Origin of the sequence: Streptomyces sp. NBC_01317, assembly GCF_035961655.1 — a bacterium.
In the GTDB taxonomy this organism is placed as follows: domain Bacteria; phylum Actinomycetota; class Actinomycetes; order Streptomycetales; family Streptomycetaceae; genus Streptomyces.
The window spans coordinates 7213837-7237719 of the sequence record NZ_CP108393.1 but is presented as its reverse complement, the minus strand read 5'-3'; the positions used below and the strand labels follow the sequence as shown (position 1 = coordinate 7237719).

Genomic DNA, 23883 nt, shown 5'->3' with positions numbered 1-23883 from the left:
TCACTTGACCGTCGCGAGGATGCCGTCGACCTTCTTGGCGGCATCCGCGAGCAGCTGGTCGATGTTCGCGTCCTTCTTGGTCAGCACCGCCTGCATCAGCCCGTCCAGGACGGTGTAGATCTGCTGGGCGTTCGGCGGCTCGACCTTCTGCTCCAGCTGGGCGTTGCGCTCGATGAAGGGCTTGTAGTTGCCCTGCGGGACGTTGGCGTACGTGCGGTGCGCGGCGTCCTGCTTGGCCGCGGCGCCACCGGTGAGGAGCCTGTCCAGCGGGAGGCCGATCGGGACGTCGTTGCTGGAGGCGCGCTTGTCCTCGAACTCGGTGCGGTCGGGGTTGAGGTACTTCCACTGGAGCCACTCGATGCCGGCCTTGATCTTCTCCGGCGACGCCTTCGGATTGAACATGAAGCCGCTGCCGCCGCCCAGGGTGGCGTTGTCGTTCGGCATGCCGGCGACGCCGTAGTCCTCGTACTCGCGCTCGAACTGCTTGACGATGGTGGGGATGTTGTCCGGCCCGGCCATGTACATACCGAGCTTGCCGGCGCCCATCATCTTCTGCACGTCCTCGATCTGCAGGAGCTGACGGGTGCCCATGGTGTTGTCGGTCCAGCGCATGTCGTGCAGCATCTGGAGCGCCTTGCGGCCGGCGTCGCTGTTGAACGCGGCCTTCCAACGGCCCTGCTCCTTGACGGCGATGTCGCCGCCCATGGAGTAGACCCAGGCGGTGTAGTGCCAGCCGCCCTGGTTGTTCTTGCTGTAGTCGGCGTAGCCGACGGTCCCGTCACCCAGCGCCGAGATCTTCTTCGCGGCCGCCCGGACCTCGTCCCACGTGGTCGGCGGCTTGTCCGGGTCGAGGCCGGCCTTCTTGAACAGGGCGCGGTTGTACACCAGGCCGAGGGAGTACTGGCCGTTCGGCAGCCCGTACAGGCCGCCGTCGGGGCCGGTGAACACCTTCAGGTAGTCCTTCTTGATCTGGTCGTAGTACGGCATGTCCTTCACGTACTTGCTGATGTCGGCGCCCTGGCCGCGCTGTATCAGCCCCGAGGGGTCGGTGAAGTACACGTAGTAGACGTCCTCCAGCTGGCCACCGGCCAGTTTCGCGGAGAAGGTCTTGGGGTCCATCTGGCCCTCGCGGGCGTCGATCCTGATCTTGGGGTGCGCCTTCTCGAAAGCCTTGATGTCCTCCACGAAGTACTTGTGGTCCACAGGCTGCGTCTTGGGCGGCATGCCGTTCACCGTGATGGTGACGACGCCGTCCTTGCCGACTCCCGTGGTCTCGCTACTGCATGCGACGAGACCCGCGGAGAGGGCACAGGCGATGCCTGCGGCGATGAGCCGGCGGCGGCTCTGGATTCCAGCCATGAGAGGTCAGCCTTCCTGCGATACACCCGCGTCCGTGGGCCCCGTCGCCCACAGCTCCAGCGGACACGCAGAACGTAGAAGCCTGTCATGTAAGAAGTCAATGACTGTGCGCAAAACTTCTACTGGATCGCTCCGGCGGGCGGCCTGCCCGTGGAGCCGCGAAGGAGCAGCTGGGTCTGGAAAAGGGTCACGCCCGGAGCGATCTGCTGTCCTTGCATCTGTTGCGCGAGCGCCTCCACGGCCGCGTCCGCCATCCGCGCCACGGGCTGCTGGCACGTGGTCAGCGGCGGGTCGACGGCCACCATGAACACCGAGTCGTCGAACCCCGTCACCGAGACATCACGGGGCACGTCCAGGCCCAGGCGGCGAACTCCACGAATCGCCCCCAGCGCCAGTTCGTCACTTCCGCAAACAATCGCGGTCGCCCCGTCCCGTACGAGCCTCACCGCGGCCGCGGCGCCCCCTTCCAGTGAGAACAGAGCGTGCCCGACCAGCGGCATCCAGTCCTGCGAGGGGACCTCGCGGGCTTTCCAGAAGGCCGCGAAGGCCGCGAGCTTGCGGGCGGACGGCACGTGCCCCGCCGGGCCGATCAGCAGCCCCACGCGCTGATGCCCCACCCAGGTCAGATGGGTGAGGGACTGGATGACGGCATCCGCGTCATCCGCACTGATCCGTACCGATCCCTCGTTCTCGTCGGCGGGGTTCACCAGCACCATCGGCACCTTGCGATCCTTCAGCGCCCTGCCCTGCTCCGGTCCGGCGTCGGCGTAGCTGGACCCGATGAAGACGATTCCGCCGATGTTCTGTTTCAGCAGCATCTTGATGTAGTTCGCCTCGGAAACCCCATCCGATGTGCGAGTGCACAGCACGGGAATGAGCCCCCGCTTGTTGAGGCGGCCGGCGATCGCCTCCGCGAAGGCGGGGAAGACCGGATTTCGCAGATCCGGCACCACCACGCCCACCAGCGGGCTCCGCTCGACCTCGGCCGTGGCGGGCCGCGGCAGACCCATCACGTCCAGAGCCCTCAGCACCCGCTCCCGTGTCGCGGGGGCCACCGCCGGATTGCCGTTCAGCGCCCTACGGACCGTCCCCTCGCTGACACCTGCGAACTCCGCGACATCGCTCAGCTTTTTCTTCATACGCGAACCGTACATCGAGAGCGCAAGAAATGATCAGAAAAATGCAAGGATTCCGCAATCGCAAGGCGGACCGGAGGCGTCTCTCCGCACTCGACGATCTCCACCGCGAGGCCGCCGCCAGGCGGTCACCCCGGAGCAGCACCGAGGATGCCGTCGTACCCCCCTGTCGGCCGGCTGGTGGTCCGCCGGGAGCCGTTCGACCGGCTGCGGGGTCCGGCTCAAGTCACCGTGGTGTCCGCGCCGTCCGGTAGCGGCAAGAGTGTGCTGCCGCGGTCGTGGAGTGAGCAGGCCGCCCCGGCCGGGCGAGTGGCGTGGTCGGCGGTCGCGGGTGAGGAGCGGGATGGGCAGGGCTTCCGGCTGTCGGTCGTCGACGCGTCGCGGAGGACGGGGCCGGGCTCGGAGCTGGTGCAGGCGGTGTCGGCGGCCCCGGACTTGGACGGGTGGGCCCTGGTGGAGCGCCTGCTGAACGACCTGGCTCCGCTGGACGAGCGGGTACGGCTGGTTGTCGACGATGTGCACCAATTGGACGACACCGAAGCGGTGCATCGCGCTGACGGCCAGACCCGTACCCACCTGGCCTCCGCCCGCGACAGTGAAGGACCCCGGCGGACCCTGCGGCTCGGCTCCTCGGCCGTGGGACGCCGGACCGGCCGAGCCCTGCTCGCAGCCCACCAACCCGACCTCGCCGAGCCCTACCTCGGCAGCCGTACGGTCGACGACGCCGAGGGCTACCCCCGCGACAGGATGCTCTTCGCCGCTGTCTGACCGCCCTCAGCTCCGCGGAGGACGGCGGAGCCTTGACCGGCCCCCCAGCCGCTTGGCCCGGGCGGGTCGTCGGCTCCTGGCGCCGAGGACTCAACGCCCACGCGACGGCTTTCCATACATGACCGCCAGGTGGTCAGCAGGAGCCAGCTCTCCCGCACGGTTGAGCCGGGCTGCTTCACCGCTGGACGTGACGCGTTCCGGGCCTCTCAGCCCAGGAAGCTCAGGCGGACCTGGCGGTCCGGGTTGTCCCTGTTCGTGTCCACCAGGCAGACCGCCTGCCAGGTGCCCAGTTCCAGCCGGCCGGCGATCACCGGGAGGGTGGCGTGCGGGGGGACCAGGGCCGGGAGTACGTGGTCCCTGCCGTGGCCCGGGGTGCCGTGGCGGTGTTGCCAGCGGTTGTCCGCCGGGAGGAGCGTGCGCAGGGCCGCCAGCAGGTCGTCGTCGCTGCCGGCCCCCGTTTCGATGATCGCCACGCCCGCCGTGGCGTGCGGGACGAAGATGTTGAGGAGGCCGTCGCGGCCGGCGGCGGTGTCGTGGAGGAACCGTTCGCAGGCGGCCGTCAGGTCGGACACGGTCTCCTCCGGGCCGGTGCCGATGTTCAGGATCCTGGTGGTGAAGGCGTCTGGCATGGGTCCATCCTGCCCGCTCGCACCCTGGGATCACGCGTCCGCGTGCCGAGACACCATTGACCGCGTCCGGAGACGCTCGCTACGTTCTGCGCCATGTTGCGTTCAGCTCTGCTCACCACGCGCGGTCACATCGACCTGCTGCGGGTGGCCTCCGCCGCGTGTTGTCGCGGCTGCTGACCTTCTTCTTCCGTATCGCCGCTGACGCTCAGCGGCGCGTTCCGTTCCGCCCGCGGTCCCGCTGACCGTACGACGTCGTCGTGCGTCGTCATCGGGGACGCCGAGGCGTTTTTCGCGTACGGCCCTCTCCCCCACCTGCCCGTGGAGCCGTCATGACCGTCGATCATGCCCCACCGGATCTTCCTGCCGTCCCGGCCGGGGAGCGGCCCGCCGAGCTGGAGGCGGTCGTCCCCGCCGCCGGCCCGGGGAAACGTTCCTCCCTGGGCTCCGTCCCCCGCTGGCTGCGCCGGACCGCCGGGCCGCTGCTGCTCCTCGTCACCTGGCAGGTGCTCAGCTCGACCGGCGTCCTGCACCCCGACACCCTCGCCTCGCCCGGGTCGATCGCCCGGTCGGCCGGGGGTCTGATCGCGGACGGCACCCTGCCGACCGCGATGGGCGTGTCGCTCCAGCGGGTCGCCGTCGGACTGCTGATCGGCGGAGTCGCCGGGACCGTGCTCGCCCTCGCGTCCGGGCTCTCGCGGCTCGGCGAGGACCTGATCGACGCGACCGTACAGATGCTGCGGACCGTGCCGTTCATCGGGCTGATCCCGCTCCTCATCATCTGGCTGGGCATCGGTGAGGCGCCGAAGATCGCGCTCATCGCGCTCGGCGTCGCCTTTCACCTCTACCTCAACGTGTACGCCGGGATCCGGGGTGTCGACGAACAACTCATCGAGGCCGGGCAGTCGTTGGGGCTGGGACGGTGGGGGCTCGTCCGGCACGTCATCCTGCCGGGCGCCCTGCCCGGCGCGATGACCGGGCTGCGGTACTCGCTCGCCACCGCCTGGCTGGCCCTGGTCTTCGGTGAGTCCATCAACGCCGACGCCGGTATCGGCTTCCTCATGAACCAGGCCCGGGAGTTCTTCCGTACCGACGTGATCGTCGTCTGCCTGGTCGTCTACGCCTTCCTCGGCCTGCTCGCCGATGCCGTCGTCCGTACTCTCGAAAGGCTGTTGCTGCAATGGCGACCCACCTTCAAGGGCCGGTGAGCCGCGTGAGCGGTGACACCGCCGTACGGGTCACGGGGCTGACCCGGGCCTTCGACAGCCGGCCGGTGATCGACAAGCTCGATCTCACCCTGCGCGCGGGCGAGTTCACCGCGCTCCTCGGCCGCAGCGGCTGCGGCAAGTCGACCCTGCTGCGGATACTGGCCGGCCTCGACCGTGACATCGAGGGGACCGTGCTCGTACCGAAGCGGCGTGCGGTCGCGTTCCAGTCGCCCCGGCTGATGCCGTGGAAACGGGTCTGGCGCAATGTGCTGCTCGGCCTCGACGGCAGGCCCGGACGGGCCGTCGCCGAGGACGCGTTGGAGGAGGTCGGGCTCGGGCACCGGTCCGGCGCCTGGCCCAAGACACTGTCCGGCGGCGAGGCCCAGCGCGCCTCACTGGCCAGGGCGCTCGTACGGGAGCCCGATCTGCTGCTGCTCGACGAACCGTTCGGCGCGCTCGACGCGCTGACCCGCATCAAGGCCCAGCAGTTGGTGGCCGAGTTGTGGCAGCGGCGCGGCTGCGCGGTGCTGCTCGTGACCCACGACGTGGAGGAGGCCCTGTCGCTCGCCGACCGTGCCCTGGTGATGCGTGACGGTGTGATCGCGTACGAGACCGAGGTCGGCCTGGACCGGCCGCGCTCCGTCGGTGATCCCGCCTTCGCCGCGCTGCGTTCGCGGCTGCTCACGGAGTTGGGCGTCGAGGAACCGGCCGCCAGTACCGGAACGAGCGCCGCCGCCGGGACGAGCCATGCCGCGTAGGCCGCGGGGGCTGACGTTCGCCCTCCTCCCCGTCGCCCTCACCCTTCTCCTCTCCGCCTGCTCCTCCGCCGACAACTCCTCGGGCGGTGGCCTCGGGGGCGGCAACACCGACGGCAAGGGGTCCGTGACCCTCAACGTCGGCGACCAGAAGGGGGGTTCGGAGGCCGTCCTGCGGGCCGCCGGTGAACTGGACGATCTCCCCTACCGCGTCGAGTGGTCCACGTTCACCTCCGGGCCGCCCATGCTCGAAGCCGTCAACGCCGGCGCCGTGGACATCGGGAGTGTCGGCAACACCCCGCCCGTCTTCGCCGCCGGCGCCAAGTCGAAGATCACCGTCGTGGCCGCCACCCACGGCGACTCCGCGGGCGAGGCCATCCTCGTCCCCCAGGACTCTCCGCTGAAGAGGACGAGCGACCTCAAGGGCAGGACGGTCGCGGTCGCGCAGGGCAGTTCGGCGCACTACCAGCTGATCGCCTCGCTCAGGAAGGCCGGTCTGACGCCGGACGACATCAAGGTCACGCTCTTGCAGCCGGCCGACGCGCTCGCCGCCTTCACCAGCGGCAAGATCGACGCGTGGGCGGTCTGGGACCCGTACACCTCACAGGTCCTGAGCGGCGGCAAGGGGCGGGTGCTGACCACGGGACGCGGGGTGGTGAACGGCCTCAACTTCCAGGTCGCCGCCCCCGCCGCGCTCCAGGACAAGGAGAAGGAGCAGGCGATCGACGACTTCGTCACGCGGCTGCGCCGGGCGCAGGACTGGGTCTTCGCGCACCCCGAGGAGTGGGCGAAGGTCTGGGCGAAGGACACCGGACTGCCGTACGACGTGGCCCTCGACGCGGTGAAGCGGAGTTACGGCACCCGTGTGCCGGTCGCCCTCGACGAGGCCGCGATCGCCTCCGAGCAGGAGATCGCCGACAGCTTCGCCGATCTCGGACTCATCCCGGGCCGCTTCGACTTCGCGGACTTCGTGGACGACCGCTTCAACGACTCCCTGCCGCCGTCGACCTCCCCGGCGCGCAGCTACGGAAAGGCCCCCTCCTGATGAGCATCCATCTGCACTGGTTCCTGCCGACGGGCGGTGACGGCCGGACCCTCGTGGACCGTCACGCGTACACCGACGGAGGCATCACCCGCTCCGGGAACACCGCCGTGACCGGGATCCGCGCGCCCGACGTCGACTATCTGGCGCAGATCGCCAAGGCGGCCGAACGCCTGGGCTTCGAAGGCGTGTTGACCCCCACGGGCACCTGGTGCGAGGACGCCTGGCTGACGACGGTCGCGCTCTCCCAGCACACCGACCGGCTCAAGTTCCTGGTGGCGTTCCGGCCCGGGGTGATCTCCCCCGTGCTGGCGGCGCAGATGGCGTCCACGTACCAGCGCATCACGCGCGGCCGGCTGATGCTCAACGTGGTGACCGGCGGTGACTCCACCGAGCAGCGGCGCTTCGGCGACCATCTCGGCCACGACCGGCGCTACGCCAGGACGGCGGAGTTCCTCCAGGTGGTACGGGGCGTATGGGGCGGGCAGCCGTTCGACTTCGACGGCGAGCACTACCAGGTCAAGGGCGGGCTGACGGCGCTGCCGCCCGACCCGCTGCCGCCGGTCTTCTTCGGCGGCTCGTCGGCGGCGGCGGGCCCGGTCGCCGCCGCGCACACGGACGTCTACCTGACCTGGGGCGAGCCGCCGGCTCAGGTGAAGGAGAAGATCAACTGGATCCGGGGGCTGGCCGAGGAGCAGGGCCGTACGGTCCGCTTCGGCATCCGGATGCACACCATCTCGCGGGACTCCGCGAAGGACGCCTGGGCGACGGCGAACCGGCTGCTGGACGACCTCGACCCGGAGACGGTCGCCGCCGCCCAGAAGGCGCTCGGCAAGAGCGAGTCGGTCGGGCAGCAGCGGATGCTCGCGCTGCACGGCGGCACCCGTGACCAGCTGGAGATCGCGCCGAACCTGTGGGCGGGGGTCGGGTTGGTACGGGGTGGTGCAGGGACCGCGCTGGTGGGCAGCCACGCCGATGTCGCCGACCGGATCGAGGAGTACCACGAGCTGGGGATCGAGCACTTCGTGCTGTCCGGCTACCCGCATCTGGAGGAGGCGTACTGGTTCGGGGAGGGCGTGACCCCGGAGCTGGCGCGGCGCGGGCTGCTCGCGGAGCCGGCGCCCCTGCCCGGCGCGGCGGCGGGGGGCGCGGCGCCGCTGCTGGTGTCCGGGGGTCGCTGAGACGGGAAGATCCCCCGCCCCCGGGCTGTTGGCACGAGCGTGAGCGACTTCGGCGTACGGGACATCGATGTGGTGGTCGTAGGCGCGGGGCAGGCGGGTCTGTCCGGCGCCTACCATCTGCGCCGGTCGGGCCTGGAGCCCGACCGGGACTTCGTGGTGCTCGACCACGCCCCGCGGCCGGGCGGCGCCTGGCAGTTCCGGTGGCCGTCCCTCACGTACGGCAGGGTGCACGGCATGCACTCGCTGCCCGGCATGGAGCTGACCACCGCGGCGGCCGACGACACCCGGCCCTCCTCCGAGGTGATCGCCGCCTACTTCGCCGCTTACGAGAGCCGCTTCGATCTGCGGGTGCACCGGCCGGTGGATGTCTCGGCGGTACGGGAAGGCTCCGCGGCACGCGAAGGTTCCGCGGAACACGAGGGCGGGGCGGGGCGGCTGCGGGTCGAGACGTCCGAAGGGGTCTGGTCGGCGCGGGCCCTGATCAACGCGACCGGCACCTGGGACCGGCCCTTCTGGCCCCGCTATCCGGGCCAGGAGACCTTCCTGGGACGGCAGTTGCACACCGCGAACTATCCGGGCCCCGGCGCGTTCGCCGGACTGCGGGTGGTCGTGGTGGGCGGTGGTGCCTCCGGGACCCAGCATCTGATCGAGATCGCGAAGGTGGCGGCGGACACGACGTGGGTGACCCGGCGGCCGCCCGTCTACCGCGAGGGCCCGTTCGGTGAGGAGCAGGGCCGGGCGGCCGTCGCCCTCGTGGAGGAACGGGTCCGCCAGGGCCTTCCCCCGCAGAGTGTCGTGTCCGTGACCGGGCTGCCGGTGAACGAGGCGATCACGAAGGCGCGCGAGGAGGGGGTGCTGGACCGCCTGCCGGTGTTCGACCGGATCACCCCGACCGGTGTGGCCTGGGACGACGGGCGGACGGTGGAGGCCGACGTGATCCTGTGGGCGACCGGCTTCCGGGCGGCCGTGGACCATCTGGCGCCCCTGCGGCTGCGGGAGCCGGGCGGCGGTATCCGCGTCGAGGAGACCAGGGCCGTACGGGACGAGCGGGTCCATCTGGTGGGGTACGGGCCTTCGGCCTCGACGATCGGCGCGAACCGGGCGGGCCGGGCGGCCGTACGGGACATCGGACGGCTCCTCGCGCGGGTGCCCGAGTCGGTGTGAAACCCCTGGGGCCGGCTCAGCCGGTACGGCCGGCCGCCCGGCGGTTCTCGTTGAACTCCTCCACGTTCCGCTGCTGCTCGGCGAAGCTGTCCGTGAAGCGGGTGTCCCCCGGCGCCACGGTGACGAAGTAGAGCCAGTTCCCCCGCGTGGGATGGACGGCCGCGTTCAGCGCGTCGTCCCCCGGGTTCCCGATCGGGGTCGGGGGCAGTCCCTTGCGTTCGTACGTGTTGTACGGGCTGTCGATCCCGGTGTCCTTGTACGTGGTGTCCAGGCTGCTGCGGTGGAGCGCGTAGTTGATGGTCGAGTCCATCTGGAGCGCCATGACCCGGGCGAGCCGGTTGTGGATGACCCGGGCGACCTTGCCCATGTCGGGCGCCGTGGCGGCCTCGGCCTGCACGATGCTCGCGATGGTGACGGTCTGGTAGACGGTCACGTGGTGGAGCTGGGCGCCGGCACTGACGTGGTGGTCCCCCAGCCGCTGGTTCGCGGTGTTGACCATGAAGCTGAGCAGGCTGGCGGGTGTGCTCTCCGAGTCCACCGGATACGTCGCCGGGAAGAGATAGCCCTCCGGGTTGTCCCCCGCCGTCTCCGGGAGGTCGAGCGGTACGGACGCGGCCTTCTTGCGCGTGGTGCCGGGGGCCACGCCGAGAACGCGGTCGACGGAGGCGTACACCTGCCCGGCCCGCCGCCCCTCGGGAACGACCAGCGTGGCCGGTCCTGGGCCGTCGGACCCCCGCTCGACCAGGACGGGCACCAGCACCGCGACGGCGATGACCAGGACGGCGGCCATCATGAGGACCAGCCGGCCCCGGCGGGTCAGCCGGGGACGGCGCCCCGGCCGGCGCCTCGAAGGGTCGTACGTCATACCGGCACGCTAACCCGGGGTGATCACCGATCACGGCACGTGGCGGGCGCCGACACGGAAGAGCACACCACAGCCTCTACGGCGCGAGCGACGCCAGGTCCTCCGCCGGGGGCAGGCTCTCCCCGGCCCCCGCGGGCCGCGTGTCCCTGCGGACCAGCGCCGCGTACCGGCCGTCCTCCCGCAGCAGCTCCTCATGGGTGCCCCGCTCCACGATGCGCCCCGCGTCCAGGACCACGATCTGGTCCGCGTCCCTGATCGTGGAGAGCCGGTGGGCGATGGTGAGGGTGGTACGTCCTTCGAAAAGCGCGTCGATGGCCTGCTGCACCGCCTGTTCCGTACGGGTGTCCAGCGCGCTGGTGGCCTCGTCCAGGATCAGGACGGGCGGGTCCCGCAGGATCGTACGGGCGATGGCCAGGCGCTGCTTCTCACCGCCGGAGAAGCGGTACCCGCGCTCGCCGACGAGGGTGTCGTACCCGTCGGGCAGCGAGGCGATGTGGTCGTGGATCTGCGCGGCCCTCGCGGCCGTCTCCATCTCCTCGTCCGTGGCGTCCGGCTTGGCGAAGCGCAGGTTCTCGGCGACGGAGGCGTGGAACAGGTACGTCTCCTGGGACACGACGCCGACCGCGCGGGCGAGGGTGTCGAAGTCCAGGTCCCGTACGTCCACCCCGTCGAGGAGGACCCGGCCGCCGGTCACGTCGTACAGCCGGGGCACCAGATAGCTGAGCGTGGACTTGCCGGATCCCGTGGGCCCGACCACCGCGAGGCTGCCGCCGGCCGGGACCGTCAGGTCGATGCCGGTCAGCGTCCGGCCGCCCTTGCCCTCGTAGCCGAAGTCGACGCCTTCGAAGCGGACCTCACCGCCGATCTTGGCGAGGCGGACGGGCTCGTCGGGCTCGGTGATGTCGACCCGCAGGTCGAGGTATTCGAAGATGCGCTGGAAGAGCGCCAGGGACGTCTGCATCTGCACACCGGTGGAGAGCAGGCTCACGGCTGGGCGGAAGAGGCCCTGCTGGAGCGAGACGAAGGCGACGAGCGTGCCGATGGAGACGGCGGTGCCGCTCTCGTGGAGGGCGAGGCCCGCGACCCAGTAGATGACCGCCGGCATGGCGGCCATCACGATCCCGATGGTCGACATGCGCCAGCGTCCGGCCATGTTCGACCGCACTTCCAGGTCGACGAGCTGCTCGGACTCGTCGGCGAACGCCTTCGTGAGCGAGTCGGCCCGGCCCATCGTGCGTCCTAGGAGGATGCCGCTGACGGAGAGCGATTCGGTGATGTTGGCCGCCATCGTGGCCATCTGGCGCTGGCGTTGCGTGGTGATCTTCTTGCGCTCGCGGCCGACGCGGCGGCTGATCCAGACGAAGACCGGCAGCAGGAGCAGCGAGACGAGCGTGAGCCGCCAGTCCAGGGCCAGCATCGCGACGACCGTGGCGATGACGGCCGTGAGGTTGGAGACCAGGGAGGTCGCGGTGGAGGTCACGGTCGCCTGCATGCCGCCGATGTCGTTGGCGATGCGCGACTGGACCTCGCCGGTCCGTGTCCTGGTGAAGAAGGCGAGCGGCATGCGCTGGAGCTGGGCGTACACACCTGTGCGCAGGTCGTGCATGACACGCTGGCCGACGGTCGTGGAGATGAGGGTCTGGAGCACGCCGAAGACGCTGTTGACGACGGCGGTGAGGATCATGCCGAGGGCGAGCAGGCTCAGCAGGCCCGTACGCCCCTGGGGGATGGCGGTGTCGAGGATCTCGCGCAGCAGGAACGGCGAGGCGACGGAGACCAGGGACGAGGCGCCGACGAGCAGTCCCACGACGGCGAGACGGCCGCGGTAGGGGCGGAAGAGACGGAAGATGCGCCGCAGCTCGGCGGGCGGCTCCCGGCCGGGCGCCTCGGCGTCGGGACCGCCGGGGTCAGGACGGCCGGGGTCAGGACGGCCGACATCGGGGGTCGGCGAGGGTTTCCAGGTGGGGGCGTGCGGGTTCATGGGCTCCTTCGAGAGGTGTCGATACTTCCCTGAGCATAGCCGACTGTTACCTATGCTCACAATGAGCGTGGTCCTGATATTATTCCGCCATGGACACCCCCGATCCCGACGGCGTGCTGGCCGAGCAGCTGTTGCGTCTGACCCGGCGGCTCCACCGCCTCCAGAAGCGGCAGCTGGAACCGATCGGTATCACGCCCGCGCAGGCGAGGCTGCTGCGTACGGTCGCGATGTACGACACTCCGCCCCGCATGGCCGATCTGGCCGCGCGGCTGGAAGTGGTTCCCCGCGCGGTCACCACGCTCGTGGACGGTCTCGAGGCGAGCGGCTGGGTCCGCCGCGCCCCGGACCCGACCAACCGCAGAGTGGTACGGATCGAGCTGACCGACACCGGCACGGCCACGCTCAAGTCGCTGCGGCTGGCCCGCCGTTCGGCCGCCACGGAGATCCTCGCCCCGCTGACCGGCGAACAGCGCGAGACGCTGGGCGGGCTGCTGGCGACCCTGGTCGACGGGACGGCGGGCCCCCGCTGCTGACCCCGTTCCCGATCTGGCGGATGGCTCGATTCCGCTCGTCCCGGAGAAAATCGATTGCTCCGGGCCGTGCGCGAGGGCGAACCTTGCACGGTTTGGGCCACTCCACCAGTCATGGGACATCATGCAGATTCGCGACCTTCCGTATCCCGATCCAGGGGTTCCCGACGCGCGGTCGGGCCCGCGGTTCCTGCTGTGGCTCGGACGCAACCAGCTCGGCGGCCAGCTCAAGGCCGTGGCCTGGGGACTGCTGCACCACCTGGGCATCGCCGGTCTCCCGGTCGGTGCCGGGCTCGCCGTCCAGGCCGTGGTGGACCGCTCCGGCGGACGCCTCGCGTGGGCCGGCGGCCTCATCGCACTGTGCGGCGCCGCCATCGCCGTCGGCGACACGATGCTGCACCGCACCGCCGTCACCAACTGGATCACCGCCGCCGCCCGCGTCCAGCAGCTCCTCGCCCGCAGGACGGCCGACCTGGGTTCGGCGCTGACCCGCCGGGTCGCCGCCGGAGAGGTCGTGGCGGTCTCCACGGGTGACGTCGAGAAGATCGGCTGGTTCGTGGAGGCGCTCTCGCGCTTCCTGGCCGCCGCCCTCGCGATCATCCTGATCTGCGTGGGGCTGACGCTCTACCTGCCCGAGCTGGGCTGGATCGTCGCCGCCGGTGTGCCGGTGCTCGCGCTGGCCGTCCTGCCGCTGCTCCCCGTGGCCACCCAACGCGCCGACATCCAGCGCGAGAAGGGGGGCAAGGCCACCGAGCTGGCCTCGGACACCGTCGCCGGACTGCGGGTCCTGCGCGGCATCGGCGGCGAGGAGCTGTTCCTCGGGCGCTACCGCGCCGCGTCCCAGGAGGTCAGGAGGGCCGCCGTCCGCAGCGCGCGGATGTGGTCGCTGATCTCGGCCGTCCAGGTCCTGCTGCCGGGCATCCTGCTGATCTCGGTCGTCTGGTACGGCGCGCACCTCGCGCTCGACGGGCGGATCGGCATCGGCGGGCTGGTGACCGTCTACAGCGCGGTGACCCTGCTGCTCTTCCCGCTGGGCCAGTTCGAGGAGATCGCCATGGCGTACTCCTTCTCCCGGCCCTCCGCGAAGCGCGCGGCGCGGGTGCTGTCGCTGGAGCGGACCTCGTACGACGACGAGCGCGGCGGCCTGGACGACGCGCGGCCGACCGGGGACCTCTACGACCCGGCGACCGGGCTGCTCGCCCCGGCGGGTCTGCTGACAGCCGTGGTGTGCGGCGACCCGGACGCGGCGGGGCTGCTCGCCGAACGCCTGGGCGGGCACGCGACCGAGGAGGAGAAGAGCCCGTCGGTGCTGCTCGGTGGGGTGGCGCTGGACGACCTTCCGCTCGACGCGGCGCGGGCCAGTGTGCTCGTACAGGACAAGGATCCGGTGCTGCTGTCGGGCACGCTCACCGAGCTGCTGGACGTGCCGGCCTCCGGCGCCGTCGACGCCGGGAAGGCGCTGGAGGCCGCGCAGTGCGCGGACGTGCTGGACGCGCTCGCGCAGGCGTCCGTGGACGGCAGCGGCGACCCGATGTCGTCGCGCATCACCGAGCGCGGGCGCTCGCTGTCCGGTGGTCAGCGCCAGCGGCTCGCGCTGGCCCGTTCGCTGGTCACGGACCCGGAGGTGCTCGTCCTCGACGAGCCGACGTCCGCCGTGGACTCGCATACGGAGGCCCGGATCGCGCAGGGCGTCAAGGAGCTGCGCGCGGGTCGTACGACGATCGTGTTCGCGTCCTCGCCGCTGCTGCTCGACAGCGCGGACCGTGTGGTGTTCGTCCACGAGGGGGCGGTCGCCGCGGTGGGCGGCCACCGTGAGCTGGTGCGGACCGACGCGCGGTACCGCGCGGTCGTGACGCGCGAGACGGAGCCGGAGAGCGAAGAGCTGTCCGTACCTGACGAGTTGGCGCCGGCGTCCGTGCGGGCCCGGGAAGAGATCGAGGAATCGGCATGATCGGCCTGTCTCCCCCGGCGTTCGATCCGGCGGCCCCGGAATCGGCGACCACCCTGCCCGTCGGGACGCCCGCGACGGTGCGGGCCTATGTGCGGGAGCTGCTGCGGCGCCACCGCCGGGCGTTCGTCCTGCTCGTCACGGTCAACGCGGTCGCGGTTGTCGCGTCGATGGTCGGCCCGTACCTGCTCGGCTCGCTGGTCGAGGATCTCTCCGAGGGGGCGCGCGAGCTGCGTCTGGAGCGCGTGGCCGTGGTGTTCGCGGTGGCGCTGGCCGTCCAGACGGTCTTCACGCGGCTGGTACGGCTGCGCGGGGCGATGCTGGGCGAGGAGATGCTCGCCGATCTGCGGGAGGACTTCCTCGTCAGGGCGGTCGGGCTGCCGCCGGGCGTGCTGGAGCGCGCCGGGACGGGCGATCTGCTGTCCCGGATCACGACCGACATCGACCGGCTGGCGAACGCGATGCGGGAAGCCGTACCGCAGCTCGCGATCGGTGTCGTGTGGGCGGCGCTGCTGCTCGGCGCGCTGACGGTCACCGCGCCGCCGCTGGCGCTCGCGGTGCTGGTCGCGGTGCCGCTGGTGGTGGCGGGCTGCCGCTGGTACTTCAAACGGGCGCCGTCCGCGTACCGTTCGGAGGCCGCCGGGTACGCCGCGGTCGCCGCGATGCTCGCGGAGACCGTCGACGCGGGCCGTACGATCGAGGCGCACCGCCTCGGCGCGCGCCGTGTCGCCCTGTCGGAGCAGCGGGTCAAGGAGTGGACGGCGTGGGAGCGGTACACGCTCTGGCTGCGGTCGGTGCTCTTCCCCGTCATCAACCTCACCCATACGACGATCTTCCTGTCCGTCCTGATGATCGGCGGGGTCTTCGTCCTCCAGGACTGGATCACCGTCGGGCAGCTGACGACGGGCGCGCTGCTCTCCCAGATGCTGGTGGAGCCGGTCGGGCTGATCCTGCGGTGGTACGACGAACTCCAGGTCGCCCAGGTGTCCATCGCGCGGCTCGTCGGCGTACGGGACATCGAGCCGGACGGGGGCGACGAGTCGGTCGTCCCGGACGGCAGGACCGTCAGCGCCGACGAGGTGCGCTTCGGGTACCGCGCGGGGGTGGACGTCCTGCACCAGGTGACGCTGGACGTCCGGCCGGGCACCCGGCTCGCGCTGGTCGGCCCGTCCGGGGCCGGCAAGTCGACGCTGGGGCGGCTGCTCGCGGGCATCTACGGGCCCAGGACCGGCAGTGTCACGCTCGGCGGGGCGGAGCTGTCCCGGATGCCGGCCGAGCGGGTGCGGCGGCATGTGGCACTGGTCAACCAGGAACACCACGTGTTTGTCGGCTCGTTGCGCGACAACCTGCTGCTGGCCCGCACGGACGCGACCGATGCCGAGCTGTGGGGGGCGCTGGGCGCGGTGGACGCGGAGGTCTGGGCGCGGGGGCTCGACGCGGGCCTGGACACGGAGGTCGGGTCCGGCAGTACGACCCTGACCCCGGCCCAGGCCCAGCAGGTCGCCCTGGCCCGCCTCGTCCTGGCGGACCCGCACACCCTGGTCCTGGACGAGGCGACCTCCCTGCTGGACCCGCGGGCGGCCCGCCATCTGGAGCGCTCGCTGGCCCGGGTGCTGGACGGCCGTACGGTGGTGGCGATCGCCCACCGCCTGCACACCGCGCACGACGCGGACGTCATCGCGGTGGTCGAGGAGGGCCGGATCAGCGAACTGGGCAGCCACGACGAGCTGGTGGCGGCGGACGGGGCGTATGCGGCGCTGTGGCGGTCGTGGCACGGGTGAGCGTCGCCGGTACGGTCGCCTGAACGCGGCGCGCCCGGCCTGGCGGCCGGTCTGTTGTCCTCAATCGCCGGACGGGCTTGATGGTGCCCGCTGCGGACCCCGGGCGGGTCCGCGAAGTGGGGTCGTCCGCCCGGAGGGCCCGCCCCGTACGGGATGTACGGGGTAGGTCCGACAACGCCGCGTCGCGGACACGCCCTGGGTGTCAGGTGGTCGCGGTGGTGAAGTAGTGGCCCTCGTCCAGGTCGTCCAGGAGGCCGGGATGGGTCGGGTGCCAGTCCAGCAGGTCGCGGGTGTGGGCGCCGGAGGTGGGGCTGTCCAGGGCGACGAACGGGGCCAGCCAGGTGAAGTGCCCGGCCGCGTCTTCCGGGGGGACCGAGACCACGGGCAGGCCGAGGTGGCGTCCGATCACCTCGGCGACGGCCTTGATCGGTACGCCTTCGTCCGCGACGGCGTGCAGGGTGGAGCCCGCCGGGGCGTTCTCCAGCGCCAGGTGGAAGAGGTGGGCGGCGTCGGCGCGGTGCACGGCGGGCCAGCGCTGGGCGCCGTCGCCGACGTAGCCGGAAACGCCCTTCTCGCGGGCGATGGCGACCAGGGTGGCGAGGAAGCCGTTGTCCCCGTCGCCGTGGACGGTGGGGGCCAGCCGTACGACCGACGAGCGCACGCCGCGGTCCGCGAGGGCGGTCGTGGCCTGCGCGGTCGCGAGCCGCCTCGCGGGGCCGCCGGTGGCGTGGGCGCCCCCGGTGACGGACGACTGGCCGTCCCGCTCGGTGGCGACCCGCCCCGGCGCGAGGCCGAGCGTGCCGGCGGCGATGACGAGCGGGCGGCCGGTTCCGGCGAGCGCCTCGCCGAACGTGTCGACGGCCCTGCGGTCCGCGTCGGCGGCGTCCTCGAAGCCGCCGCTGAACGCGATGTCGTGCTTGAAGGCGAGGTGGATGACGCCGTCGGACGTCTGGGCGGCCTCGCGCAGGATGTCGAGATCGTCGAGGGTGCCGCGGAGCACGTCGGCGCCGGCCCGGGTGAGGACGTCGGCCGCGGCGTCGGAACGGGCGAGGCCGAGGACCTTGTGGCCGGAGCCGAGGAGTTCGGGGACGACGGCGGAGCCGATCCAGCCGGACGCGCCGGTGAGGAACACACGCATGGGAGACCTCCAGGGTCTTGTCGGTTCGATGCCAGTCACCATCGATGTCAGTCACTGTCATCACCAACGTAACACTCGATGTCAGTGACTGCCATCGCGTAGGATCGGGGCATGAGCCGATGGGAGCCCGACGCGCGCGGGCGGCTGGAGCGGGCCGCGCTGGAGCTGTACAGCGAGCGGGGTTTCGAGCAGACGACGGCCGCGCAGATCGCGGAGCGCGCGGGTCTTTCGGAGCGGACGTTCTTCCGCCACTACGCCGACAAGCGCGAGGTGCTCTTCGGCGGGGCCCAGCTGCTGGAGGGGGCCTTCGTGGAGACCCTGGCCGCCGCCCCGGCGGCCGTCGGGCCGATCGACGCGATGGCCTTGACGCTGGAGGCGGTCTCGGAGTTCTTCGCGGACCGGCACGAATTCGCGCGGCGGCGGCAGGCGGTCATCGCGGCGAACGTGGAGCTTCAGGAGCGCGAGCTGATCAAGCTGGCGTCACTGACTGCCGCGCTCGCGACGACCTTGCGGGGGCGCGGGGTGGGTGAGGCGGCGGCGAGTCTGGTGGCGGAGGTGGGGGTGGCGGTGTTCAAGGTGGGGTTTGAGCGGTGGGTGCGGGACGGGTCGCGTTCGTTGGCGTCGCTTTTGCGCGAGGCGCTCTTGGAGTTGCGGGTGGTGGTGGGGGCCTCGCGGTGACCGCGCTGCGGTCACTGTTGTCCTCAATCGCCGGACGGGCTTGATGGTGCCGCTGCGGGCCGGTTGCATATGCGCGGGTCGGTCGCCGGGGGCCGGGCAGGGGTCGTGTCCTGCACTGCATGTTTTACGTCGCGTTCGGCGGGTCGTTCAGTTCACCGGAGCCACGCGACACAAAACACGCTCTACGTTCCGGACACGACCCCTGCCCGTCCCCCTCCCACGCCCGCGTCAAAACGACCTGGCCCGCTCCGTGCGGGGGAATTCGTTCAGCTTGTTGTTTAACGTCCGTCCCTGAGAGGCCAGTTGGCGCCTGACGGGCGATGCGGCAGTGGTACGGCCTTGGTGTGATCATGTGCGTTGTCGAGACGCTGTTGATCATGCCAAGGCCGCGAGGGTGAGTCTGCTGTACAACGCTGTTCGCGTCGAGTCCCTGACCGTGTTGTCCCGGTTCCGGACCGACTTCTACGACTGCCTGACCGCCCGCGCGGACGCACTGTTCGAGCTGACCGACGCCGTGCTGTGCACCGACGGACCGGTACGGTCGCTGGTCGACCTCGCCCTGGCACCCGAGCACCGCCGGGGTCACGGTTCCCTCTACGCCGGCCTGAACCGCGGCGGGCTCGATGTCGCCCGGTTGCGGCGCGCGCTGGCCGGGGTTCCGCTGCCGCGGGCGGGCGACGGGCGGCTGGTCCTGGCGGTGGACGTCTCGCCGTGGCTGCGGCCGGACGCCGGGACCGTGCCGGACCGCTCGTTCTGTCACACCTACGGCCGTGGCAACGCCAAGCACCAGATGATGCCCGGCTGGCCGTACTCGGTGGTCGTCGCCCTGGAGGCCGGCCGCACCTCCTGGTCGGCGTTCCTGGACGCGGTCCGGCTGGCCCCCGGCGCGGACCTGGCGGCGGTCACCGCCCGCCAGGTCGGCGAGGTGGTCGAACGGCTCGTCGCGGCGGGCCAGTGGAGCGAGGGTGACCCGGACGTCCTGATCGTCCTGGACGCCGGATACGACGCCCCGCGCATCGCCCACCTGCTGTCCGGCCTGCCGGTCGAGATCCTGGGCCGGACACGGTCGGACCGGGTGATGCGCCGCCCGGCACCCTCGCGGGAAGAGTTTCTCCGTGCGAACCCGAAGGGTGGACGGCCGCCCAAGCACGGCGGGGAGTTCGTCTTCGGCGACCCCGCGACCTGGGGTGAGGAGCAGGCCGTCACGGTCACCGGCACCCGCCTCTACGGCACGGCGACCGCGCGGGCCTGGGACCGGCTCCACCCGCGGCTGACCCAGCGGGCCGCCTGGCTCGACCACGACGGCCCGCTGCCGGTCATCGAAGGCACCGTCATCCGCCTGTCAGTCGAACACCTGCCGTCCGGCGGGGTCAACAAGCCGGTCTGGCTGTGGTGGTCCCGCACCGGCGCCACCGAAGCCGACGTCGACCGCTGCTGGCAGGCGTTCCTGCGACGCTTCGACATCGAGCACACCTTCCGCATGCTCAAGCAGACCCTCGGCTGGACCCGGCCCCGCCTGCGCGACTCGGCCGCCGCCGACCGCTGGACCTGGCTAATCATCGCCGCCCACACCCAACTCCGCCTCGCCCGCCCCCTCGCGACCGACCTCCGCCGACCGTGGGAGAAGCCAGCGCCGCCGCACAAACTCACACCGGCCCGCGTCCGGCGCGGGTTCCGGAACCTCCGCACGACGACCGGTTCGCCGGCCGGGGCACCGAAACCCACCACACCCGGCCCTGGACGCCCGCCCGGCTCGAAGAACCACAGACCTGCACCCCACCACGACGTGGGACGAGTCCTCACCGGCAGCGAGGCATACCAGCGACCGGCCCACCACAAGGTCGGCACCAAACCCCGACGAACTGGTTAAAAAACAAGTTCAGTGCCTGTGTCTGAACTGCGTTGAGTTCACTCCCGCGAGTGATTTGGTGGTGGCGAGGCCGCTCAAAGCCTTCAGCACCGGATCTGATGGTCAATGTCGGGAGGCGGGATTGCCTCGTCTGCCGGCTTTGTCGATCTGATGAGGAGCGGACCCATGACTGCTGTCAACCAGAAGAACGCCCCCTGGGGCCTTGCCCGTATCTCCCACCGCCCGAAGCTCACGTTCGCCACCTTCAACCGCTACGACTACGAGCAGAAGGCTGGGGAGGGCGTCGATGTGTACGTCCTGGACAGCGGGGTTTCCGAGAACCACCAGGATTTCGAGGGCCGGGCCAGCTGGGGTACCAACGCGACCGGCGACGACGAGAACATCGACGGCAACGGTCTGGGTACCCACCTCGCCGGGATCGTGGCGGGCCGTAAGCACGGTGTCGCGAAGCAGGCGAGGATCATCGCCGTGAAGGTGGCATACGCCAACGGGGAGGTAGACCCGAAGGCCCTGATCAAGGGACTGGAGTGGACGGTGGAACAGGCGACGGCGTCCGGGCAGCCGTCTGTCGCCCTGATCGGTGGTGCCTGGATGGGAGGAAAGGACGCGGATGTCGACGAGGCGGTCGACGCCGCCGCGAACGCAGGACTGTTCGTCGTCGTTCCGGCCGGAGACAACAACGACGACGCGCTCATCCGCTCGCCCTCCGGTGCCTCCGGCGCTTTCACCGTCGGAGCCTCCACCCTCACCGACGAGCGCTGGTACGGCTCCGGTCACGGGCCCGCCGTCAATGTCTTCGCTCCCGGCGAGAACGTCCTGTCCACGTACATCGGTAATGCCCAAAGTACGGCCACCCTGTCCGGCACGGCACAGGCCGCGGCGCATGTCGCCGGCCTGGCCGCATACCTGCTGTCGACGTCGGCGGAGGTGACTCCCGCCACCGTCAGGGACGCGATCACCGTCCTGGCCACCAGGGATGCCCTGGCCAACATCCCAGACGGCACGAGCAACCTGCTGGCGTTCAACAACGTCAGTCCCTCCTGAGTGCCCTTTTTCAATCCTGAGCTGCGCGTTTGCCCGGCTCAGGATTGAAACGGTGCTGGTTCGGATGCTTGCCGCAGGCGCTGGGAGCGCGGAGTCGCTGACAGGCTTCGGCGGCGGTGGGAGAGTTGTTCTCGGGGCCGCGATCCGGGCCCGGTGACCTCTTGGTGGGACTGCTGACCGTCAGTGCCGAGACGATCAGTCGCGGTGGGCCTCGCGGGAGGTCGGCTGTCCGCTCCTGCGGGAGCTTCGGCGGGTGATGCGCCTGGCCATAAGGGTGATCGCGGCCCAGGTGATGAGTGATTCCGAGTGCTGGATGAGCCGTTCGTAGTCGCGCGCGTGCCGACGAGCGTGCATGATCCAGGCGTGTGAGCGTTCGACGACCCAGCGCCGGGGCAGGACGACGAACCCGGGGACGTTCTTGGGGCGGCTGACGGTCTTGATCGTCAGGTTCAGGTAGGTCTTCGCCCAGGTCACGAGCTGTCCGGCATAGGCGGAGTCGGCCCAGACGATGGTGATCTCGGGGTGCATCAGCCGCAGCCGGAACAGTACTTCCTTGGCCGCGTTGCGGTCGGTCATGTCGGCCGGGGTGACCATGACAAACAGCGGCAGGCCCTTGGTGTGCACGACCAGGTGCCGCTTGCGGCCGTTGATTTTCTTGCCGACGGTGTCGGCCGCCTTGATCGACTGGGAGTCAATGACGGTGGCGACGGCTCCGGGCGCCTTGCCCATCTCGCGGCGGATGCGTTTGCGGAGATGGTCACGGATCTGTCCGATGACGCCGGCGGCAGCCCAGCGGGCCATGAATCCGTAACACGTGCGCCAGGGCGGGAAGTCCTTGGGCATGGCCCGCCACTTGCATCCGGTGTCGACGACGTAGCGGATCGCGTCCACGATTTCCCGGCGGGGGTGCTTCTCCGGACGGCCGCCGGCCGGGGTCTCGCAGGCCGGGGTGGGCAGCAGCGGTTCGATCAGGGCCCACTCCTCGTCCCAGGTGTCGGAGGGGTAGCAGCGTCGCCGCGGCAACGTTCCCTCCCTGGAAGACGGGGTGGGGCCGGTGAAGTCGGCGATCACATCGAGCATGGACTCGACCGAGTTCAGCTGGGTGTTGAGGTGTTTGATCCACCGGCCCTTGGGCTGGAGAGCGGCGTGCGGGGCGACGGTTGCGGTGATGAAACGGCGGATCTCGGTGAGCTTGCCGCGGATGATCGCGACCTCGTATGCCTGGAGTTCGGCGGGATCGGCGCAGAACTTGTAGCCGTCCGGCCTCGTCCAGATCAGCGGCGGCCAGCCGCGTTCGGTGATGGTGTCCCGCAGGCAGGCCAGGCCCGAACGGGTCTGATGGGGTGACAGCTCGCCGGCTCTGACCAGCTGGACGAAGGTCAGACCGGCCGGACGTGCCTCGAACAGCACGAACCGGACGGTGTCGGCGTATCGCTGGGCTGCTGCCGATCTGCGCTCGGAAGCGCGCGGCACGGTTACTCGTCTTGCAGGAGCTTGGCCAGTTCACCGTCGACGTCGACCTTGCCGGTGTCGACGGCCGTCTCGATCCAGTCCAGCGTCGCCCGCACCCGGGCGACGTTCTCGTGCACGATCACGCGTTCGTCGTCGCCGAGCCGGCGGTCGCGCAGGCCCGGGACGACCCGGCCGGACGCCGCGACGAACGCGTGGCATGCGGTGACCAGGTCCAGGAACTGAACCGACCGGTGGATGCTGCGGATCGCCGGGGCGACGGGGCTGGTGTCCTCGAAGTGTTCGCGGGCTTGGCGGCCCCGCTCGACCTGGGCGTGGTTGACCTGGTGGCGGGCGGTGTCGTCCGACATCGCCCGGAAGGCGACGTCCGGGCGGCGCAGCAGGCCGGTGGTCACCTTCGCGGCGACGTGGTCGTCGCGGGTCAGTTCCTCGACAACCCGGACCTTGTCCTCCTGATCGACCTGGGCGACCACCGCCGGGCGCCGCAGCAGGTCGCTGGTGACGGTGGCGGCGACCTCCTCGTCGGTGGCCAGGGTGTGGATCGCGCTGATCTTCTCCTGCGGAGTGACCGGGCGCTCAACCTGCCGGCCGACCCTCCGGTTCGCCTCGCCCGGCGTCCAACGGACCTTGCCCTTGGGCGGGCTGTTGATCGCGGTGAACCGCTCCTCGTCGTCCGTGATGGACGCCAGGATCTGATGGACGGTGAAGGACACCCCCGACACCCGGCGGTCCTTCGGCCACTTCGACGCGGTCCACCGGGCCTTGTTCACCATCGCGTAGGACAACCCGATGTCCTCGGCCAGGCGGAACAGCGAGTCCTTGACCGTGAACAGCCCGTCGCTCCGCTCCTGGCCGCCGGACTCTCGCATCGGCTCCACTTCCAGCGCGTAGTCGCCGATCGTGAACTGGATACGGCTGGCGGTCTCCACCAGCTTCCGCAGCTCGGCCACGATCTCCGCGTACCGGTTCGCGCTGACGCTGCCGACCTTGTCTGCCATCTCTATCTCTTCGGGCATGGCATCCACCACCCACCGCGGGACCGGGGCACGGCCCCGAGGCCGTGACAAGACCCGGCCCGGATCTGAGAACGAGAGTCAGACCGTAAATCCCATGATCACAACGAATGACCAGAAGTGATCGGAATCTGATCGCAGATGCGGTTCGGGTGCGTTCGCGATGCGGTCACTGTGACCGTTCGCCGAACGTTTCCTTCCGGGCCCGCCAGGCCCTCGTGACGCACCGCCGCGAGCAGTACACGGCATTCGAACGCCGGTCCACCCCGGCCACCCAAGCGGCCCCGCATTCGGGGCACCTGGCCTGACCGGCGCCGCTCAACTCC

At 70.7% G+C, this 23883-nt stretch carries 20 protein-coding genes and 2 pseudogenes; 13 read left to right on the top strand and 9 right to left on the bottom strand.

Translation table 11 applies throughout. The annotated features are described in order from the left end of the window. A complete protein-coding gene (locus OG349_RS31530; protein WP_327237814.1) occupies nucleotides 1–1359 on the bottom strand; it encodes an ABC transporter substrate-binding protein in 1359 nt (452 codons plus the stop codon). 119 nt (nucleotides 1360–1478) lie between these two features. Further along, on the bottom strand, nucleotides 1479–2498 hold the full coding sequence (locus OG349_RS31525) for a LacI family DNA-binding transcriptional regulator (RefSeq protein ID WP_327237813.1): 1020 nt from the start codon (nucleotides 2496–2498) through the stop codon (nucleotides 1479–1481). 147 nt (nucleotides 2499–2645) lie between these two features. Between OG349_RS31525 and OG349_RS31520 the strand changes: the two genes are divergently transcribed. After that, the gene (locus OG349_RS31520) at nucleotides 2646–3263 is read left to right on the top strand and encodes a hypothetical protein (RefSeq protein ID WP_327237812.1); all 618 of its coding nucleotides are present in this window, start codon (nucleotides 2646–2648) and stop codon (nucleotides 3261–3263) included. 206 nt (nucleotides 3264–3469) lie between these two features. On the opposite strand, the gene OG349_RS31515 is transcribed toward OG349_RS31520, so the two are convergent. Next, entirely contained in the window at nucleotides 3470–3892 is a 423-nt protein-coding gene (locus OG349_RS31515) for a YjbQ family protein (RefSeq protein ID WP_327237811.1), read from the bottom strand. A 93-nt stretch (nucleotides 3893–3985) separates the two neighbouring features. Between OG349_RS31515 and OG349_RS34915 the strand changes: the two genes are divergently transcribed. From OG349_RS34915 to OG349_RS31490, 6 genes are all read left to right on the top strand, one after another. Further along, nucleotides 3986–4069 carry a putative leader peptide gene (locus OG349_RS34915; RefSeq protein ID WP_343234701.1) on the top strand — a complete coding sequence of 28 codons (84 nt, stop codon included), beginning with the start codon at nucleotides 3986–3988 and terminating at the stop codon, nucleotides 4067–4069. Nucleotides 4070–4221: 152 nt separating this feature from the next. Beyond that, on the top strand, nucleotides 4222–5097 hold the full coding sequence (locus OG349_RS31510; protein ID WP_327237810.1) for an ABC transporter permease: 876 nt from the start codon (nucleotides 4222–4224) through the stop codon (nucleotides 5095–5097). Beyond that, nucleotides 5070–5855, top strand: a complete 786-nt coding sequence (locus OG349_RS31505) for an ABC transporter ATP-binding protein (protein WP_442806340.1) — start codon at nucleotides 5070–5072, stop codon at nucleotides 5853–5855. Before OG349_RS31510 ends, OG349_RS31505 begins: the two co-directional genes overlap by 28 nt. Further along, complete coding sequence (locus tag OG349_RS31500; protein WP_327237808.1) at nucleotides 5845–6897, top strand: ABC transporter substrate-binding protein; 1053 nt, start codon at nucleotides 5845–5847, stop codon at nucleotides 6895–6897. Before OG349_RS31505 ends, OG349_RS31500 begins: the two co-directional genes overlap by 11 nt. Beyond that, the gene (locus tag OG349_RS31495) at nucleotides 6897–8075 is read left to right on the top strand and encodes an LLM class flavin-dependent oxidoreductase (RefSeq protein ID WP_327237807.1); all 1179 of its coding nucleotides are present in this window, start codon (nucleotides 6897–6899) and stop codon (nucleotides 8073–8075) included. Before OG349_RS31500 ends, OG349_RS31495 begins: the two co-directional genes overlap by 1 nt. Before the next feature lie 39 nt (nucleotides 8076–8114). Continuing rightward, the gene (locus OG349_RS31490; protein ID WP_327237806.1) at nucleotides 8115–9239 is read left to right on the top strand and encodes an NAD(P)-binding domain-containing protein; all 1125 of its coding nucleotides are present in this window, start codon (nucleotides 8115–8117) and stop codon (nucleotides 9237–9239) included. A gap of 16 nt (nucleotides 9240–9255) precedes the next feature. On the opposite strand, the gene mltG is transcribed toward OG349_RS31490, so the two are convergent. Both mltG and OG349_RS31480 read right to left on the bottom strand, forming a co-directional pair. Then, nucleotides 9256–10104 carry an endolytic transglycosylase MltG gene (gene mltG / locus OG349_RS31485; protein ID WP_327237805.1) on the bottom strand — a complete coding sequence of 283 codons (849 nt, stop codon included), beginning with the start codon at nucleotides 10102–10104 and terminating at the stop codon, nucleotides 9256–9258. Between the two features lie 76 nt (nucleotides 10105–10180). Next, nucleotides 10181–12085 (bottom strand): ABC transporter ATP-binding protein, encoded by a 1905-nt coding sequence (locus OG349_RS31480; protein ID WP_327237804.1) that lies wholly within the window; start codon nucleotides 12083–12085, stop codon nucleotides 10181–10183. A gap of 89 nt (nucleotides 12086–12174) precedes the next feature. Between OG349_RS31480 and OG349_RS31475 the strand changes: the two genes are divergently transcribed. The 3 genes from OG349_RS31475 (at nucleotide 12175) to OG349_RS31465 (ending at nucleotide 16344) form a co-directional block, all read left to right on the top strand. Beyond that, complete coding sequence (locus OG349_RS31475; protein WP_327237803.1) at nucleotides 12175–12618, top strand: MarR family winged helix-turn-helix transcriptional regulator; 444 nt, start codon at nucleotides 12175–12177, stop codon at nucleotides 12616–12618. Between the two features lie 121 nt (nucleotides 12619–12739). Then, nucleotides 12740–14566 carry an ABC transporter ATP-binding protein gene (locus OG349_RS31470; protein ID WP_327237802.1) on the top strand — a complete coding sequence of 609 codons (1827 nt, stop codon included), beginning with the start codon at nucleotides 12740–12742 and terminating at the stop codon, nucleotides 14564–14566. Then, nucleotides 14563–16344 carry an ABC transporter ATP-binding protein gene (locus OG349_RS31465; RefSeq protein ID WP_327237801.1) on the top strand — a complete coding sequence of 594 codons (1782 nt, stop codon included), beginning with the start codon at nucleotides 14563–14565 and terminating at the stop codon, nucleotides 16342–16344. The genes OG349_RS31470 and OG349_RS31465 overlap by 4 nt, the downstream gene beginning before the upstream one ends. Before the next feature lie 202 nt (nucleotides 16345–16546). Here the strand turns inward: OG349_RS31465 and OG349_RS31460 are convergent, their stop codons facing one another. Further along, nucleotides 16547–17482 (bottom strand): SDR family oxidoreductase, encoded by a 936-nt coding sequence (locus OG349_RS31460; protein ID WP_327237800.1) that lies wholly within the window; start codon nucleotides 17480–17482, stop codon nucleotides 16547–16549. 111 nt (nucleotides 17483–17593) lie between these two features. Here OG349_RS31460 and OG349_RS31455 point away from each other — a divergent pair, with 111 nt between their 5' ends. The 3 genes from OG349_RS31455 (at nucleotide 17594) to OG349_RS31445 (ending at nucleotide 21074) form a co-directional block, all read left to right on the top strand. Next, nucleotides 17594–18160: a TetR family transcriptional regulator gene (locus OG349_RS31455; protein ID WP_327237799.1), complete on the top strand. Its 567-nt coding sequence runs from the start codon at nucleotides 17594–17596 to the stop codon at nucleotides 18158–18160. A 394-nt stretch (nucleotides 18161–18554) separates the two neighbouring features. Beyond that, nucleotides 18555–20030 carry an NF041680 family putative transposase gene (locus OG349_RS31450; protein ID WP_327236868.1) on the top strand — a complete coding sequence of 492 codons (1476 nt, stop codon included), beginning with the start codon at nucleotides 18555–18557 and terminating at the stop codon, nucleotides 20028–20030. Between the two features lie 165 nt (nucleotides 20031–20195). Next, entirely contained in the window at nucleotides 20196–21074 is an 879-nt protein-coding gene (locus OG349_RS31445) for a S8 family peptidase (RefSeq protein WP_327237798.1), read from the top strand. A 182-nt stretch (nucleotides 21075–21256) separates the two neighbouring features. On the opposite strand, the pseudogene OG349_RS31440 reads toward OG349_RS31445, so the two are convergent. From OG349_RS31440 to OG349_RS31430, 3 genes and pseudogenes are all read right to left on the bottom strand, one after another. Beyond that, nucleotides 21257–22097 (bottom strand): annotated as a pseudogene (locus tag OG349_RS31440) (IS5 family transposase); the annotation flags it as partial. A gap of 39 nt (nucleotides 22098–22136) precedes the next feature. Further along, nucleotides 22137–22547 (bottom strand): annotated as a pseudogene (locus OG349_RS31435) (RacP protein); the annotation flags it as partial. A gap of 2 nt (nucleotides 22548–22549) precedes the next feature. Next, nucleotides 22550–23560 carry a DUF6192 family protein gene (locus OG349_RS31430; protein WP_327237797.1) on the bottom strand — a complete coding sequence of 337 codons (1011 nt, stop codon included), beginning with the start codon at nucleotides 23558–23560 and terminating at the stop codon, nucleotides 22550–22552. Between the last annotated feature and the right edge of the window lie 323 nt (nucleotides 23561–23883).

Coding starts and splice junctions, on each gene's coding strand:
- OG349_RS31530 (WP_327237814.1), bottom strand. CDS start 1,359: ATGGCTGGAATCCAGAGCCGCCGCCGGCTCATCGCCGCAGGCATCGCC.
- OG349_RS31525 (WP_327237813.1), bottom strand. CDS start 2,498: ATGAAGAAAAAGCTGAGCGATGTCGCGGAGTTCGCAGGTGTCAGCGAG.
- OG349_RS31520 (WP_327237812.1), top strand. CDS start 2,646: ATGCCGTCGTACCCCCCTGTCGGCCGGCTGGTGGTCCGCCGGGAGCCG.
- OG349_RS31515 (WP_327237811.1), bottom strand. CDS start 3,892: ATGCCAGACGCCTTCACCACCAGGATCCTGAACATCGGCACCGGCCCG.
- OG349_RS34915 (WP_343234701.1), top strand. CDS start 3,986: ATGTTGCGTTCAGCTCTGCTCACCACGCGCGGTCACATCGACCTGCTG.
- OG349_RS31510 (WP_327237810.1), top strand. CDS start 4,222: ATGACCGTCGATCATGCCCCACCGGATCTTCCTGCCGTCCCGGCCGGG.
- OG349_RS31505 (WP_442806340.1), top strand. CDS start 5,070: ATGGCGACCCACCTTCAAGGGCCGGTGAGCCGCGTGAGCGGTGACACC.
- OG349_RS31500 (WP_327237808.1), top strand. CDS start 5,845: ATGCCGCGTAGGCCGCGGGGGCTGACGTTCGCCCTCCTCCCCGTCGCC.
- OG349_RS31495 (WP_327237807.1), top strand. CDS start 6,897: ATGAGCATCCATCTGCACTGGTTCCTGCCGACGGGCGGTGACGGCCGG.
- mltG (WP_327237805.1), bottom strand. CDS start 10,104: ATGACGTACGACCCTTCGAGGCGCCGGCCGGGGCGCCGTCCCCGGCTG.
- OG349_RS31480 (WP_327237804.1), bottom strand. CDS start 12,085: ATGAACCCGCACGCCCCCACCTGGAAACCCTCGCCGACCCCCGATGTC.
- OG349_RS31475 (WP_327237803.1), top strand. CDS start 12,175: ATGGACACCCCCGATCCCGACGGCGTGCTGGCCGAGCAGCTGTTGCGT.
- OG349_RS31470 (WP_327237802.1), top strand. CDS start 12,740: ATGCAGATTCGCGACCTTCCGTATCCCGATCCAGGGGTTCCCGACGCG.
- OG349_RS31465 (WP_327237801.1), top strand. CDS start 14,563: ATGATCGGCCTGTCTCCCCCGGCGTTCGATCCGGCGGCCCCGGAATCG.
- OG349_RS31460 (WP_327237800.1), bottom strand. CDS start 17,482: ATGCGTGTGTTCCTCACCGGCGCGTCCGGCTGGATCGGCTCCGCCGTC.
- OG349_RS31455 (WP_327237799.1), top strand. CDS start 17,594: ATGAGCCGATGGGAGCCCGACGCGCGCGGGCGGCTGGAGCGGGCCGCG.
- OG349_RS31445 (WP_327237798.1), top strand. CDS start 20,196: ATGACTGCTGTCAACCAGAAGAACGCCCCCTGGGGCCTTGCCCGTATC.
- OG349_RS31430 (WP_327237797.1), bottom strand. CDS start 23,560: ATGCCCGAAGAGATAGAGATGGCAGACAAGGTCGGCAGCGTCAGCGCG.